Consider the following 13,525-nt stretch of genomic DNA (forward strand, 5'->3'; position numbering starts at 1 on the left):
CCAATTGGTTTTAAATAGATAATTTAAAGTGCCTAAAAGCATATGTTGCTGTTTTAAAATCATCTCCACAAGCATTAATCCACCTAAGACTACAAAACCTTCCCCTAAAGTGTTAAAGTAGTAATTTGACGACATTCATTTACACATGCTAAAAGCATTACTATAATCAACATTTCAGGAGGAAACCCAATGGCAATGAGCAATAACGATATATTAAAAAGAGTAAGATATGCTTTAGATATAAAAGATATAGATATGGTAGAAATTTTTAAACTTGGCGGAATGGAAGTAACGAAAGAAGACGTAGTTGATATGCTTACAAAAATAAAGAGAGCGCCTCAGCACGAACCTGAAAACCCTGATGTGGAAGAAGATGAGTACGTAAAAACATGCGATATGATGATGTTAGAGGCATTTTTAAATGGATTTATTACTTTAAAACGAGGTAAGCAAGATCCGAAACCAGGGCAACCGGCACCTGTACAAAGCAAAGAGAGTGCGAATAACCTTCTTCTAAAGAAAATGAAAATAGCACTATCTTTAACGAGTGAGGATGTACTTGATATATTAGATAGCGTAGGCGTTACGGTGACTAAGGGAGAACTAGGCGCTCTATTAAGAAAAAAAGGCCATAAAAATTACAAAGAGTGCGGCGATAGATACGCAAGGAATTTCATTAAAGGATTAGCTGTAAAGTATAGAGGATAATGAGTTCGTCAAAGCAGCAAATGGTATAATAGGTAGAGTAGGATGTTCGTATCCTACTCTTTTTATATGTAAAATAATACGTTAGGTGATGAAATGGTACATACTTATTTAGGTGAGACAATTAATTTTCATATAACTTATAAGAAGAAAAAATCAGTGCGTCTTTTTGTAGATTCTTACGGAAATGTAGAAGTACAAGCTCCGAAAGGGACACCTGTTGAATATTTAGTCCAGTTGCTAGAGGAGAAGTGGGATTGGATTCAGACAACCTGTAAGGAAATGGAGGAGCGAGCGCGTGGACCACAGGAAAAGGATTACGATCAAGGAGAAGGCTTTTTGTATTTAGGAAGTATGTATCCGATACAAATTTCTCAAGATGCAAATATTACGCAAGACAATGCAGTGTTTGAAGGAGATAAGCTACATATTTATGTGAAAGATCTTAAAGATGAGAAAATACAGCAAGCTTTAAAACGCTTTTACTATAAGCAGTGTAAGTCATTAGTAGAGAAGAGTATTAAAGCGCATCAAAGTAACTTTAAAACAAAACCACGTTCTATTCGTATTACAGATAGTAGTCGCACGTGGGGTACTTGTGATTCGAATTTACAACTAACCTTCAATTGGAAGCTAGCGATGGCACCACAGCGAGTAATTGATTATGTAGTTGTTCATGAAATGTGTCATATGGTTCATTTAAATCATGATCGCTCTTTTTGGCGTCTTGTCGGGAAGATCATGCCTGATTATAAGGAAATGGAGAACTGGTTAGCGTTATCTAGTTGGAAGATGACGGTTTAATGTTACGCTTTGTATAGGTTGCGATTATTGTCAATATTTGTCGGTAAGTCGATATATTTCAAAAATCGCTGATATATTTGGAGTTGCGCCGATATATTTTGGAAATCGCTGATATATTTGGAGTTGCGCCGATATATTTTAAAAATCGCTGATATATTTGAAGTTGCAATCGATATGTTCAATGAAGAGAAAGCAAAAGGAGATGTCACAGCAGACATCTCCTTTTTTTTCTGGCGTAGCAATTATCGTCCAAACTTCACAATAAAATCTCTATCCACCTTCTCCATCTCATACCCACGATAACCCTCCGAAAGCAACGCCTGCTGTCCACCAGCATCACTCATCGGAACGATCTTAATATCCGTCCAATCTTGTTTTTTAACTCCGCGCAATTCCTTCACAAAAACATACCGCATACTACCACCATACTTCTCCTTCAATGCAGCAATCTCCATCCCTTGTGAGAACTTATCTTTTAAACTTGGAATGTTAAAAGGTGCAACAGTGCAGCACACATAATCATATTTGCCGTTTTCTTTTTGTAATTCGTCCATGATGACTGTCGCTAATATTTTTTGCATCCCATTTCCGCGGCAGTTCGGATGAACGTTTGAGATTTCTTGATAGATGACGCGGTGTAGTTCACTTTCTGGTAAGCCGATATCAAGTCCTAAATGTTCATCGTCCATAGGAGGGACGAGTAGGGCGCGAAATGCGATGAGTTCGTTTTTGATAAAAGCACCGATCATCATGCCATTTCCTTCTAGAATGTATTGAAATTCTTCTAACGATAGTGGTTGTAAGCGACTTTTATCCTCAAGCGTCTCAACTACAACGTTTTGTAGTGATAAGATTTGTTCGATGTTCTCTAGTGTGAGTAATGTAACGTGAAATCGCTCATTATTTTGTTTTAATCTGCCTTCGTATAGAACTGTCATGCGTTAGTCCTCCTTTAGCGTACAACGTCTTGAAAGACGGTAAGTTCTTGCAGGATATCCTCATTTATTTCAATGCCGAGTCCTGGCTTTTCGTTTAAGCGAATAAATGGTACGTCGTAATGTAAGTTTCCGATGTCTTTCGTGAACTTTAATGGACCTGTTAGCTCGACGCTCGTAATGATTTTTTTCGAGAAAGCGACATGGAATCCTGCGGAAGAGGCAACGGATGATTCGACCATAGATCCAACTTGGCATTCAATGCCTGCCATTTCAGCTTGATGAGCGAGTTTTACAGCGGGATATATGCCGCCGCATTTCATTAGTTTTATGTTTACTTTATCAGCAGCGTCTAATTTAATAATTTGGCGCATTTCACGAGAGCTCTTTAATCCTTCATCAATCATAAGCGGAAGGTCTGTTTTCGAACGAATATGAGCCATTGCGTCAATATCGTCTGCGACAACAGGCTGTTCAATCCAGTCGATGTTTACATGACCTAATGAACGAAGTGCTGTTAATGTGTTGGCGCTATTTTTCCACCCTTGGTTTACATCAACGCGAATCGCAATATCATTTCCTACACGTGCACGTACCGCTTCAATTCTTTTTACATCTTCTTTTACATTTGTACCGACTTTCATTTTGAAAGATTGGTAACCTTTCTGAATCATAGAGGCAGCTTCTTCGGCCATTTCTTCTGGGTCTGCGATGCTTAAAACGTGAGTAACAGGGAACTCATCATGGTAGCGCCCACCAATTAGTTGATATACAGGCTGATTTAATTTTTTACCCATTATATCAAAGCAAGCAATATCAATTGCGGCTTTCGCTGTTGGAACACCGTAAATTGTATTGTCCATCATATCGTGTATTTTTTCGATATTCATTGGATTTTGGCCGATAAGGGCAGGAGCTAGTGTATGCTTTAAAGTATGAAAAGTACTTTCCCATGATTCGCCTGTAACGTGATCATCAGCGACGCCTTCACCGTACCCGATAATGCCCTCATCTGTTTCCATTTTGACGATAATAGAAGGCATATCAGAATAAGAACCATAACTAATAACAAACGGATCGCGAAGCGGTAAACGAATTGCATAAAGATGAATAGCTGTAATTTTCATTAGGTAGAGACCCCTTCCTGTTTACAATGGTTTTGTACATTTGATATAGTTGACGTTAAATAGTCGTTAATTAATGATAAGGAGTTAGAGAAATGATGATAAAAATTGCAGTTGTCGGTTCAAAAGAGTTTATGGAGACACTTTTACCTATTGCTCATAAAATAGAAGAAATAGAAATTGATCCATATATTTACCTTCATCCGGCAGAATCTTCTGAACTATTAAAGCGTTTAAAGCCTTGTGATTTCATCTTTTTCTCAGGTGCTTTACCTTATTATATGGCAAAAGAAATAAGAGAACAATTACGAATTCCGAGTACGTACTTACAGCAAGACGAGACAACCATCGCATCTTCCATTCTTTCTGTCATGTATCACCAAGGTATTCAACCACATCAAATCTCAATTGATTTAGTAGACCGCTCATTTATTGTAAATGTGTTCGAGGATATCGGTATAAAAGAAAGTCCACAAGTGTTTGATTATGAAAATATGCTGTGGAGTAAAGATGAAATAAATAGAGTTATTGATTTTCATGTAGCTAAATATCAATCTGGAGAAGCTCATTTAGCTTTAACTAGTATTCATGCTGTCTATGATGAACTTCAAAAAATAGGTATTCCTTCAGAACGTATGATAGATCCGAAGCAATCTATTATACATGGGTTAAAAAATGCGAAAATAAAAGCTGAGTTAGCAAGAAGCCATTCAGCTACTGTTGGTGCTTGTATTATTTCTTCTTTAGAATTACGAGATGTTTTGCTTGAGCAATTAAATGTCATTTCAAAAGAACTACGTGGTTCATTTAAAACAATTGATGAAATGACGTTCATTTTGTATACAACTCGTGGTGATATTGAATCCATTATAAAAACAAATATGATAAATAATTTATTTGCGAGTATAGAAGGAACGATAGCTATTGGATTTGGTTACGGAAAAACTGTGAAAGAAGCGGAGCAAAATGCTAAAATCGCCCAAGGTTTCGCGAAGAATAATCCAATAGACCACTGTTTTTATATACTAACAAGTGATAAAGAACTATTTGGTCCGTTCCCGAAAGAACAGAGAGTACAAAGTTTGAAGAACGACAACCCGGAACTAATGAAAATAGCGAAGGAAACGAAACTTAGCCCAGCAAATTTATCAAAGATTATTCAATTTAGTCAATCACATCCGTCATTGAAGTTTACAGCAGCAGATCTTTCTGAATACTTACAAGTGACTCGACGATCAACTGAAAGGTTATTAAAGAAACTAGTTGATTATGGGTATGTTCATATTTGCGGCGAGGAAATGCCTTATCAACAAGGGCGTCCTCGCGCAATATACGAACTGAATTTACCGTTATCTTTAAGCTTCTAATTGAGCTTTTTGTTTTTTTAGTAGTTCCACTTTTTCAATGTCAGATAGTTTCGTAATTGTGAGACCAGTTATACCGTAAATAATCGAGATAATAGGTACGATGAAATTCAATATAGCATAAGGAGCATATTCGAAAGCACCTACGCCGAGTGTTGCGAGTATAAATACACCGCATGTATTCCAAGGTACAAAAACAGAAGTTAATGTTCCGCCATCTTCTAATGCTCTGGATAAATTTTTAGAATGTAGTCCTTTTTCTGTGTATGCATTCGCGTACATTCTTGAAGGAACAACAATCGAGATATATTGTTCAGAGCAAGTAAGGTTTGTTGCAAAGCAAGATGCGATAGTTGAAGCGATAAGTCCTTTTGCTGATGTCGCTAATTTTAAAATTTGATTTACAATGGAGCGAAGAATACCTGTATGTTCTAATACTCCTCCGAAAGTCATAGCGACAATGGTCATAGAGACGGTATTCATCATAGAGCTTAAACCACCACGATTAAATAGCTCGTCTACTAGCTTGTTGCCAGTGTCTATGACAAATCCACTTTGGAGTGCAGCAACAGCTGATGAGACAGAACCACCTTGAATAAAGACTTGTGATAAAAATCCTAAAATAATACCTACGAGAATAGCTGGTATAGCAGGAACTTTTTTAGCAACTAACACCATAACGACTACAGGTATGATTAGTAGGAAAGGCGAGATAACAAAGTTTTGCTGCAATACTTGTAACGTTTGCTCGATACTTTTTGCATCAATATTGTTAGCGCCGAAGCTTCTTCCTAAGAACGCATAAACGATAAGAGTAATAATTAAACCTGGAATTGTAGTAAATAACATATGACGAATATGTGTGAATAAATCTGTATTTGTTAATCCTGCGGCTAAGTTTGTTGTGTCTGAAAGCGGTGACATTTTATCGCCGAAATAAGAACCGGAAATGATAGCACCGGCAACCATTGGAGCTGGGATTCCCATACTAAGGCCAATGCCCATTCCTGCAACACCAATTGTTCCCATTGTAGACCAAGAGCTACCGATAGCTAATGCAACAATAGAACAAATAATTGTAATTGAAACTAAAAATAGTGATGGAGTTAATAGATTTAAACCGTAATAAATCATTGTTGCGACGATTCCACCACCAATCCAAGCACCGATCGTTAAACCTACTAGGATAATGATAACGATAGCGGGTAATGCGAGGCGAATTCCTTTATACATTGCTTCTTCAATGTCGTTCCATTTGTAACCGTAACGCCAAGCGACGATGGAAGCAACGGTTGTACCGATAATAAGTGGGACGTGAGGGCTTTGTTTTAATACAACAATTGTAACCATCATAACTGCAACTGTAATGATAATAGGGATCATGGCTACACCAAAAGGTATTTCTTTTTTCATAAAGGTCCTCCTTGTTATGTATGTTTGTTTGTATTTTTAGAATTGTCGTAAAATAGACGTTTATTAGGTTATGATAACTAAAAATATATGTAAGCGTCAATATAAAAGACAGAAAATAAGTAATATTCTAGTTGTTTGTTTAGTTTGTAATATAGATGTAGAGTAAGCCTTTTTAGTGTTTAAAAATAAAAAATTGACTTTTTTCTTAAAATTCAATATGTTCATAAAAACATCTGTTTTTCATAAGTATAATTAACCTAAATGGTTTTGGAATTTGGGAAGGAGAATGTAGCTTTGAAAACATTAGAACTACAAGAGCGTTTAACTGAAATTTTTCAGCATTTACATGAAAACCCTGAAGTGAGTTGGAAAGAGTATGAAACGACAGCGTATATTACTAACTTTTTAAAAGAAGAAGGAATTTCATATAAAATATTTGATGATTGCCCAGGCGTGATTGCTGAAATTGGAAGCGGAAATCCTGTTATTGCAATTCGCGCTGATATGGATGCACTTTGGCAAGAAGTGAATGGAGAATTTAAAGCGAATCATTCGTGTGGTCACGATGCTCATATGACGATTGTAATGGGACTTATTTTACAATTAAAGAATATGAGATGGAAAAGTGGTACAGTTAGATTTATTTTTCAGCCAGCAGAAGAGAAAGGGAATGGCGCTTTAAAAATGGTAGAGAAAGGTGCTGTGGATGATGCGGATTTCCTATTCGGTGTTCATTTGCGCCCGATTGAAGAACTATCTTTGAAACAGGCTGCCCCATCAATTCGTCACGGAGCAGCAGGATTTTTAGAGGGTACGATTCACGGAGAAGATGCACATGGAGCACGCCCACATCAAGGGATAAATGCAATTGATGTTATTTCCATGATTAATATCGGTTTGAAAAACATATGGCTACCACCGCAAAGTTCCTATTCAGTAAAGATGACGAGGTGCCAAGCTGGTGGTGATAATTTAAATATTATTCCGGGTAACGGGCATTTTAGCTTAGATGTCAGAGCGGAGAGTAATACATTATTAGAAGAATTGAAGAAAAAAATAGAGCATGTCATAGAAGCAGCTGCATCGATGGGATCGAAAACTTCATATGAGTGGATTGATCTCGCGCCAGGAGCTGAAGTTTCAGAAGAAGCTGAGCGATTTATGCGTAAAGGTATTCTTGAAGTGTATGGGGAAGATAAATGTACGGGGCCACTTTATACGACAGGAAGCGATGATTTCCATTACTACACAGTGAAGAAACCACATTTAAAAGCTGTCATGCTTGGATTAGGAGCAGACCTACAACCTGGATTACACCATCCGTATATGAAGTTCGATCATAGTTGTATTATGGATGGGGTAGAAATATTAAAACAAACTGTATTGAAAGTGTTAGAAGACAGGGGCTAGGGAGCTCCTGTTTTTTGTAGGAACTTGTCGTTAAGTCGATATCCTTTGTCGAAACGTCGATATATTGAAAAAATCGTCGATATAATTTCACGTACCTATTAATTCGATGAAAAATGAGCATCCAGTACATGGTGTATAATAATAAGTACCATTTCTTAATAGGAGAAGTTGAATGAACGAACAATATTATGATGCAGTTTTAAATATAAAAACAGTCGGTGAGCAAAAAGGATTTAACAAGTCTATGCATTATCATCGTTATGAACCGACGCCGTATAGCGGATTAGATGAGTTATTGAATCAATATGAAATAAGAAGTAGCGACCAGATTGTAGACTTTGGATGTGGAAAAGGACGATTGAACTTTTATATGCACCATAAGTGCGGTGCTTCAGCGATTGGAATTGAAATGAATGAAGAGTTTTATAAAGAAGCGTTGGATAATCTTGATCGTTATGCACGCAAGGTAAGAAACAGTAAAGATAAAATTGGATTTGAATGCTGTTTAGCGCAGGAATATGAGATTGATCCACGTGATAACCGATTTTATTTCTTCAACCCATTTTCTGTACAAGTATTTATGAACGTAGTAAATAACATTTTACTTTCTGTAGAAGAAACGGGGAGAGAAGTGGATATTATTTTATATTATCCTTCTGAGGACTATATTTTCTTCTTAGAAAATCAGACTGCGTTTGAGCTGAAGAGGGAAGTAAGATTGCCTGGGGCTTATGAGAAGAATGGGAATGAGAGGTTTTTAGTGTATAGATTGGAGTGTTAATGTATGGGTGCTTGGGGAGTAGCAATATTATCAGACGATATTGCTGAAGATATTAAGTTACTATATAAGGATTTGTTAGCAAATGAATATTCAAATGAGGAAGCAAGTAGGATTGTAATTGAGGAGTACAAGAATGAATTAGATGATGAAGAAACTATTGCCTTTTGGTTAGTATTTGCTTCCATACAATGGAGGTTAGGGAGACTTCAAGAGAATGTTAAGCAGGAGGCATTGCAAATAATAGAGAGTGGTACAGATTTAGCTCGCTGGGAAGAAGAACCTAAATTACAGAAGAAACGTGAAGTAGTTTTAAATAAATTAAGAGAACAGTTAAATTCTCCGCAGCCAGAAGCGAAAAAAGTACCGAAGAGATTTATAGCTAATACTTCTTTAAAAGCAGGTGATGCTGTTAGTTATGAATTAGTATCGGGGAATTATATTATCCTTAAAGTCATTGAGATTGTTGAGGAATGGCATGGAGATCGATATCCTCTGTTCGAAATGTGTGATTGGGAAGGAAAAGAGGTTCCTTCAAAAGAAGAAATAGACCAATTAGAATTGAAAATAAAGATTTATGAGGGTGGAAAACAGGAAGTTGTAAAAATTGCTATTTATCCGGCCGGAAAAAGAGACAGCACATTAAAAAGAATCAAAGTAGTGGCAGAGGATGTAAAAGTAGTATTGGATATAGGGTCGCCGTATACAATACTATGTTGGAAGGATTTTGACGACTACGTAGATACATTGTAATAAAAAAGACGCATTACCTAATTGGTAATGCGTCTTTTACTCACGTCTATATTAGTTACGGATTAAGTAATCAAATGCACCTAAAGCTGCGTTTGCACCTGAACCCATAGAGATGATGATTTGTTTGTACGGATTATTTGTACAGTCACCTGCAGCAAACACTCCTGGTACGTTTGTAGCACCGTGCTTGTCTGTTACGATTTCACCGCGAACGCGTTCAACTGTTTCGCCTAACCAGTCTGTGTTTGGAACAAGACCGATTTGTACGAATACACCTTGTAATTCAATATGATGAACTTCTTCAGTTTCACGATCAATGTAAGAAATACCGTTTACTTTATCAGTACCAGTAATTTCTTTCGTTTGAACGTTTTTCAGAACAGTTACGTTTGGTAAGCTGTTAAGACGTTCTTGTAATACAGCATCAGCTTTTAATTCTGGCATGAATTCAAGAACAGTTACGTGCTTAACAATACCTGCTAAGTCGATAGCTGCTTCAATACCAGAGTTACCTCCGCCGATAACTGCTACGTCTTTTCCAGTGAATAATGGACCGTCACAGTGTGGGCAGTATGCTACACCTTTATTTTTGAACTCAGCTTCACCTGGTACGCCAACATTACGCCAGCGAGCACCTGTTGAAACGATTACGCTCTTACTTTTCAGAATAGCGCCGTTTTCAAGCTCCACTTCAATAAGGTCTTTTTTCTCTAAACGTTTCGCACGTTGTAGATTCATTACATCGATGTCGTATTCTTTAACGTGCTCTTCAAGACTTGCTACTAGCTTAGGACCTTCAGTGCGTTTTACGCTGATGAAGTTCTCAATACCCATAGTATCCATTACTTGACCACCGAAGCGTTCAGCAACGATACCAGTGCGGATTCCTTTACGTGCTGCATAAATTGCTGCACTTGCACCAGCAGGGCCGCCACCAACAACAAGAACATCGTATGGATCTTTATCAGAAAGCTCTGATGCATCTGGACCGTTACCCATTTTAGCTAAAATTTCTTCAAGTGTCATACGACCGCTTCCGAAAGATTCGCCGTTTAGGAAAACTGTTGGCACTGCCATGATGTCTTTACTTTCTACTTCCTCTTTGAATGCAGCGCCATCAATCATAGTATGTGTAATACCAGAGTTAAGAACGCTCATTACGTTAAGAGCTTGTACAACATCAGGACAGTTATGACAACTTAGGCTGATATAAGATTCAAAATGATATTCGCCTTGAATGTTTTTAATTTGATCGATTAATTTTTGTTCAACTTTTGGAGCGCGTCCACTTACTTGTAGTAAAGCTAACACTAATGAAGTAAATTCGTGTCCTAATGGAATACCAGCGAATACGACACCAGTGTCTTCACCAGGGCGGTTTACGCTAAAGCTTGGTGTTCTCTCTAATTCAACTTTTTCTACTGTAATCTTAGATGACATAGTAGCTAATTCGTCTACTAGAGCTAACATATCTTTAGATACGTCATCGTCTCCTGCGCTTACTTTAAGTAAAATATCGTTCTCCATTAATTGAAGATATTGGGATAGTTGTGTTTTTATATCTGCATCTAGTATCATTTTGATCGAACTCCTTAGATTTTGCCTACAAGGTCAAGGCTTGGTTTAAGTGTTGCAGAACCCTCTTGCCATTTAGCTGGGCAAACTTCACCTGGGTTGTTACGTACGTATTGAGCTGCTTTAATTTTGTTAACAAGAATGCTTGCGTCACGGCCGATACCGTCAGCATTGATTTCCATAGATTGGATAACGCCGTCTGGATCGATGATGAATGTACCACGAGCAGCAAGACCTTCTTCTTCCATTAAAACGTTGAAGTTTGTAGTGATTGTGCGAGTTGGGTCACCAATCATGATGTACTCGATTTTACCGATAGTTTCTGAGCTATCATGCCATGCTTTGTGAGTGAAGTGAGTGTCTGTAGATACAGAGTATACTTCAACGCCTAACTCTTTAAGAGTTGCATATTGGTTTTGTAAGTCTTCAAGTTCAGTTGGGCAAACGAATGTGAAGTCAGCTGGGTAGAAACAAACTACACTCCATTTTCCTTTTAAACTTTCGTCAGTAACTTGGATAAATTCTCCATTATGGTAAGCATTAGCTTTAAACGGTTTTACTTCTGTGCCGATTAATAACATATTAAAATTCCTCCTAAATGTTGGTTTTGAGCATCAAAAAATAGTGTGCTCATAAAATATATTTTTTAATTAACTATAATAATTCTAATTCGATATTAATTATCATATAGAAGTGGTTATTTTGTCAAGCGAATAAACGAACTTTATATCAATTTAATTAATATTTATTCTCAATTAAGGATAACAGGGAATGGAAAGGTAATTTTAAGTTTATAAATTTTCAATGAGTGCTTGAAAGAGTAGTGTGTATGTTAGAGATATGATGTAAGTATAAATTCTTAGGAAGGAAATATTTCTTAGAAGTTGTCTTTTTGAAAAGGAACTGCGTATTTCTATTTTACAAAGAATTGTGTGATAAATAAAATAAAATGAACTAGAATCTTTTTGAACAATTTTTGTCCTCTCAAATATATAATTAGGAAGTATATTGCAATGATATAGAAACATTGACTCAAGATATTAACAAGATATAATAAAACCTAGATATACATTTCAAAAAGAAGAACATATATTATAGGATGAAAGATTTAATCCTATTATTTTTTATAGCTTTTAGAAAACGCTTACAATTAGTGTGGAGGGGAAACCATGTCTAAGTTCACGAAGTATTTTTTAATGGAAGCTAGCGATGTGATTGTATATGTGAAAGAGAAATTATGTAAGTTTGAACATGCAAAGGGGCTAAAGTGTAAAGAAATAGGTGATGGATTGGTTACAATCGACAATGGTAGAGGTAATTGATTTATTTAAGAAGAAGTTTTTAGACGCTTGGGATATTCATGTGCCAGAGATTATGGCGAAGGAAGAATGCTTTAACGAAATCTATTTACAATCTGTATTAGAGGATACAGCTGCGGTGACGGGTCTTGAGTTAATTCGTCGTATTGTTGGGCTAGCGAAAGTAAAAGACATTACTTGTATTGAGAATGAGGAAGCACGTGCTAGAGCGGAACGTATTTGTCTTCAAGTTGCAAAGAAATTTATTTTACGAGCGAATCAATATAAAACAGGTACAAGCTTTGTAGAAACGTTAAAAGAACAGTCAATGCACTACGCGAAGTAAGGGGAGAAGATGATGGAAGAGCAATTAATACCAATCCAGTGGAAAGAGATGCTTCTGAAGTGATCAATCGCTTCGGGCAATATTCTGCTCCGAAAGAAAGTAAAGTATATAATCCAGCATTTGATGTCACGCCATATGAAAATGTAACAGCGATTATTACGGAAAAAGGGATTGTAAAAGCACCGTTTACGGAGAACTTAAAAAAGCTATTTCAATAAGTAGATAGAGTTAAAAAGTCAGTCATCATAAGCTTCATACTGAGGGGGATGTATATGTTATTACAAAAAGAGAGAGAAGAAATTGTAGCGTATGGAAAGAAAATGATTTCTAGCGGTTTAACAAAGGGGACAGGCGGTAATATTAGTATTTTCAATCGCGAGCAAGGTCTTGTTGCCATTAGCCCAAGTGGTTTAGATTATTATGAAACGAAGCCTGAAGATGTAGTTATATTAAACTTAGATGGCGATGTAGTAGAGGGAGAGAGAAAACCATCGAGCGAACTCGATATGCACCTTATTTATTATAGAAAGCGTGAAGATATAAATGCGCTTGTGCATACACATTCTCCTTATGCGAAGACGATTGCATCATTAGGATGGGAACTGCCCGCAGTATCGTATTTAATTGCTTTCGCAGGCCCTAATGTTCGTTGTGCACCGTATGAAACATTTGGTACGAAGCAATTAGCAGAGGCGGCTTTCGAAGGGATGATTGATCGCCGTGCTGTTTTACTTGCGAATCACGGTTTAATTGCGGGTGCAAATCATATAAAAATGGCATTTACCGTTGCAGAAGAAATTGAGTTTTGTGCGCAAATTTATTATCAAACGAAAAGCGTCGGAGAGCCTAAGTTATTGCCAGAAGATGAGATGGAGAATTTGGCGAAGAAGTTTGAAGGGTATGGACAGCAATAAAATGAAACAAGAAAGACCCTCAAGATTTGAATGAACTGTACCCCGAATCATGGACACTTAAAAAAAGCCCCATGATTCGGGGTTTTTGTGTATTTTTATCAAAAAA

13 protein-coding genes and 2 pseudogenes are annotated in these 13,525 nt (G+C 36.9%); 10 read left to right on the forward strand and 5 right to left on the reverse strand.

Going from position 1 to position 13,525, the window contains the following annotated elements:
* The first annotated feature begins 189 nt into the window (after positions 1-189).
* Both PDK19_RS23375 and PDK19_RS23380 read left to right on the forward strand, forming a co-directional pair.
* Positions 190-708, forward strand: coding sequence for a DUF1456 family protein (locus PDK19_RS23375; RefSeq protein WP_001251709.1), 519 nt, complete (start codon positions 190-192; stop codon positions 706-708).
* Positions 709-801: 93 nt separating this feature from the next.
* The gene (locus tag PDK19_RS23380; protein ID WP_000233752.1) at positions 802-1,509 is read left to right on the forward strand and encodes a M48 family metallopeptidase; all 708 of its coding nucleotides are present in this window, start codon (positions 802-804) and stop codon (positions 1,507-1,509) included.
* A gap of 242 nt (positions 1,510-1,751) precedes the next feature.
* Here PDK19_RS23380 and PDK19_RS23385 read toward each other — a convergent pair whose 3' ends face one another.
* The gene (locus tag PDK19_RS23385; protein WP_270708130.1) at positions 1,752-2,447 is read right to left on the reverse strand and encodes a GNAT family N-acetyltransferase; all 696 of its coding nucleotides are present in this window, start codon (positions 2,445-2,447) and stop codon (positions 1,752-1,754) included.
* A gap of 14 nt (positions 2,448-2,461) precedes the next feature.
* Positions 2,462-3,571, reverse strand: coding sequence for a mandelate racemase/muconate lactonizing enzyme family protein (locus PDK19_RS23390; RefSeq protein ID WP_049112344.1), 1,110 nt, complete (start codon positions 3,569-3,571; stop codon positions 2,462-2,464).
* A gap of 92 nt (positions 3,572-3,663) precedes the next feature.
* On the opposite strand from PDK19_RS23390, the gene PDK19_RS23395 reads away from it, so the two are divergent.
* The gene (locus PDK19_RS23395; RefSeq protein WP_014893356.1) at positions 3,664-4,935 is read left to right on the forward strand and encodes a hypothetical protein; all 1,272 of its coding nucleotides are present in this window, start codon (positions 3,664-3,666) and stop codon (positions 4,933-4,935) included.
* On the opposite strand, the gene nhaC is transcribed toward PDK19_RS23395, so the two are convergent.
* Positions 4,924-6,345, reverse strand: a complete 1,422-nt coding sequence (gene nhaC, locus PDK19_RS23400; protein WP_000711546.1) for a Na+/H+ antiporter NhaC — start codon at positions 6,343-6,345, stop codon at positions 4,924-4,926. The genes PDK19_RS23395 and nhaC overlap by 12 nt on opposite strands.
* Before the next feature lie 294 nt (positions 6,346-6,639).
* Between nhaC and PDK19_RS23405 the strand changes: the two genes are divergently transcribed.
* From PDK19_RS23405 to PDK19_RS23415, 3 genes are all read left to right on the forward strand, one after another.
* Entirely contained in the window at positions 6,640-7,755 is a 1,116-nt protein-coding gene (locus PDK19_RS23405) for a M20 peptidase aminoacylase family protein (RefSeq protein WP_000853528.1), read from the forward strand.
* A 172-nt stretch (positions 7,756-7,927) separates the two neighbouring features.
* Entirely contained in the window at positions 7,928-8,536 is a 609-nt protein-coding gene (locus tag PDK19_RS23410) for an SAM-dependent methyltransferase (RefSeq protein ID WP_001005655.1), read from the forward strand.
* 3 nt (positions 8,537-8,539) lie between these two features.
* Positions 8,540-9,286 carry a hypothetical protein gene (locus tag PDK19_RS23415; RefSeq protein WP_014893355.1) on the forward strand — a complete coding sequence of 249 codons (747 nt, stop codon included), beginning with the start codon at positions 8,540-8,542 and terminating at the stop codon, positions 9,284-9,286.
* Positions 9,287-9,337: 51 nt separating this feature from the next.
* On the opposite strand, the gene ahpF is transcribed toward PDK19_RS23415, so the two are convergent.
* Together ahpF and ahpC are read right to left on the reverse strand one after the other, a co-directional pair.
* Positions 9,338-10,864 carry an alkyl hydroperoxide reductase subunit F gene (ahpF, locus tag PDK19_RS23420; protein WP_000599490.1) on the reverse strand — a complete coding sequence of 509 codons (1,527 nt, stop codon included), beginning with the start codon at positions 10,862-10,864 and terminating at the stop codon, positions 9,338-9,340.
* A 14-nt stretch (positions 10,865-10,878) separates the two neighbouring features.
* Positions 10,879-11,442, reverse strand: coding sequence for an alkyl hydroperoxide reductase subunit C (ahpC, locus tag PDK19_RS23425; RefSeq protein ID WP_000924422.1), 564 nt, complete (start codon positions 11,440-11,442; stop codon positions 10,879-10,881).
* Between the two features lie 588 nt (positions 11,443-12,030).
* Between ahpC and PDK19_RS23430 the strand changes: the two genes are divergently transcribed.
* The 4 genes and pseudogenes from PDK19_RS23430 (at position 12,031) to PDK19_RS23445 (ending at position 13,419) form a co-directional block, all read left to right on the forward strand.
* A complete protein-coding gene (locus tag PDK19_RS23430) occupies positions 12,031-12,183 on the forward strand; it encodes a 5-methylthioribose kinase (RefSeq protein ID WP_014893354.1) in 153 nt (50 codons plus the stop codon).
* Positions 12,146-12,505: pseudogene (locus tag PDK19_RS23435) on the forward strand (5-methylthioribose kinase); the annotation flags it as partial. The gene PDK19_RS23430 and the pseudogene PDK19_RS23435, both read left to right, overlap by 38 nt.
* 41 nt (positions 12,506-12,546) lie before the next feature.
* A pseudogene (locus PDK19_RS23440) lies at positions 12,547-12,723 on the forward strand (S-methyl-5-thioribose-1-phosphate isomerase); the annotation flags it as partial.
* A gap of 54 nt (positions 12,724-12,777) precedes the next feature.
* Positions 12,778-13,419 carry an L-fuculose-phosphate aldolase gene (locus tag PDK19_RS23445; protein ID WP_000926546.1) on the forward strand — a complete coding sequence of 214 codons (642 nt, stop codon included), beginning with the start codon at positions 12,778-12,780 and terminating at the stop codon, positions 13,417-13,419.
* Positions 13,420-13,525 lie beyond the last annotated feature (106 nt).

Origin of the sequence: Bacillus cereus group sp. BcHK124 (assembly GCF_027712065.1) — a bacterium.
GTDB classification, from domain to species: Bacteria; Bacillota; Bacilli; order Bacillales; family Bacillaceae_G; genus Bacillus_A; species Bacillus_A pacificus.

Coding starts and splice junctions, on each gene's coding strand:
- PDK19_RS23380 (WP_000233752.1), top strand. CDS start 802: ATGGTACATACTTATTTAGGTGAGACAATTAATTTTCATATAACTTAT.
- PDK19_RS23390 (WP_049112344.1), bottom strand. CDS start 3,571: ATGAAAATTACAGCTATTCATCTTTATGCAATTCGTTTACCGCTTCGC.
- PDK19_RS23410 (WP_001005655.1), top strand. CDS start 7,928: ATGAACGAACAATATTATGATGCAGTTTTAAATATAAAAACAGTCGGT.
- ahpF (WP_000599490.1), bottom strand. CDS start 10,864: ATGATACTAGATGCAGATATAAAAACACAACTATCCCAATATCTTCAA.
- PDK19_RS23385 (WP_270708130.1), bottom strand. CDS start 2,447: ATGACAGTTCTATACGAAGGCAGATTAAAACAAAATAATGAGCGATTT.
- PDK19_RS23415 (WP_014893355.1), top strand. CDS start 8,540: ATGGGTGCTTGGGGAGTAGCAATATTATCAGACGATATTGCTGAAGAT.
- PDK19_RS23395 (WP_014893356.1), top strand. CDS start 3,664: ATGATGATAAAAATTGCAGTTGTCGGTTCAAAAGAGTTTATGGAGACA.
- nhaC (WP_000711546.1), bottom strand. CDS start 6,345: ATGAAAAAAGAAATACCTTTTGGTGTAGCCATGATCCCTATTATCATT.
- PDK19_RS23430 (WP_014893354.1), top strand. CDS start 12,031: ATGTCTAAGTTCACGAAGTATTTTTTAATGGAAGCTAGCGATGTGATT.
- PDK19_RS23375 (WP_001251709.1), top strand. CDS start 190: ATGGCAATGAGCAATAACGATATATTAAAAAGAGTAAGATATGCTTTA.
- ahpC (WP_000924422.1), bottom strand. CDS start 11,442: ATGTTATTAATCGGCACAGAAGTAAAACCGTTTAAAGCTAATGCTTAC.
- PDK19_RS23445 (WP_000926546.1), top strand. CDS start 12,778: ATGTTATTACAAAAAGAGAGAGAAGAAATTGTAGCGTATGGAAAGAAA.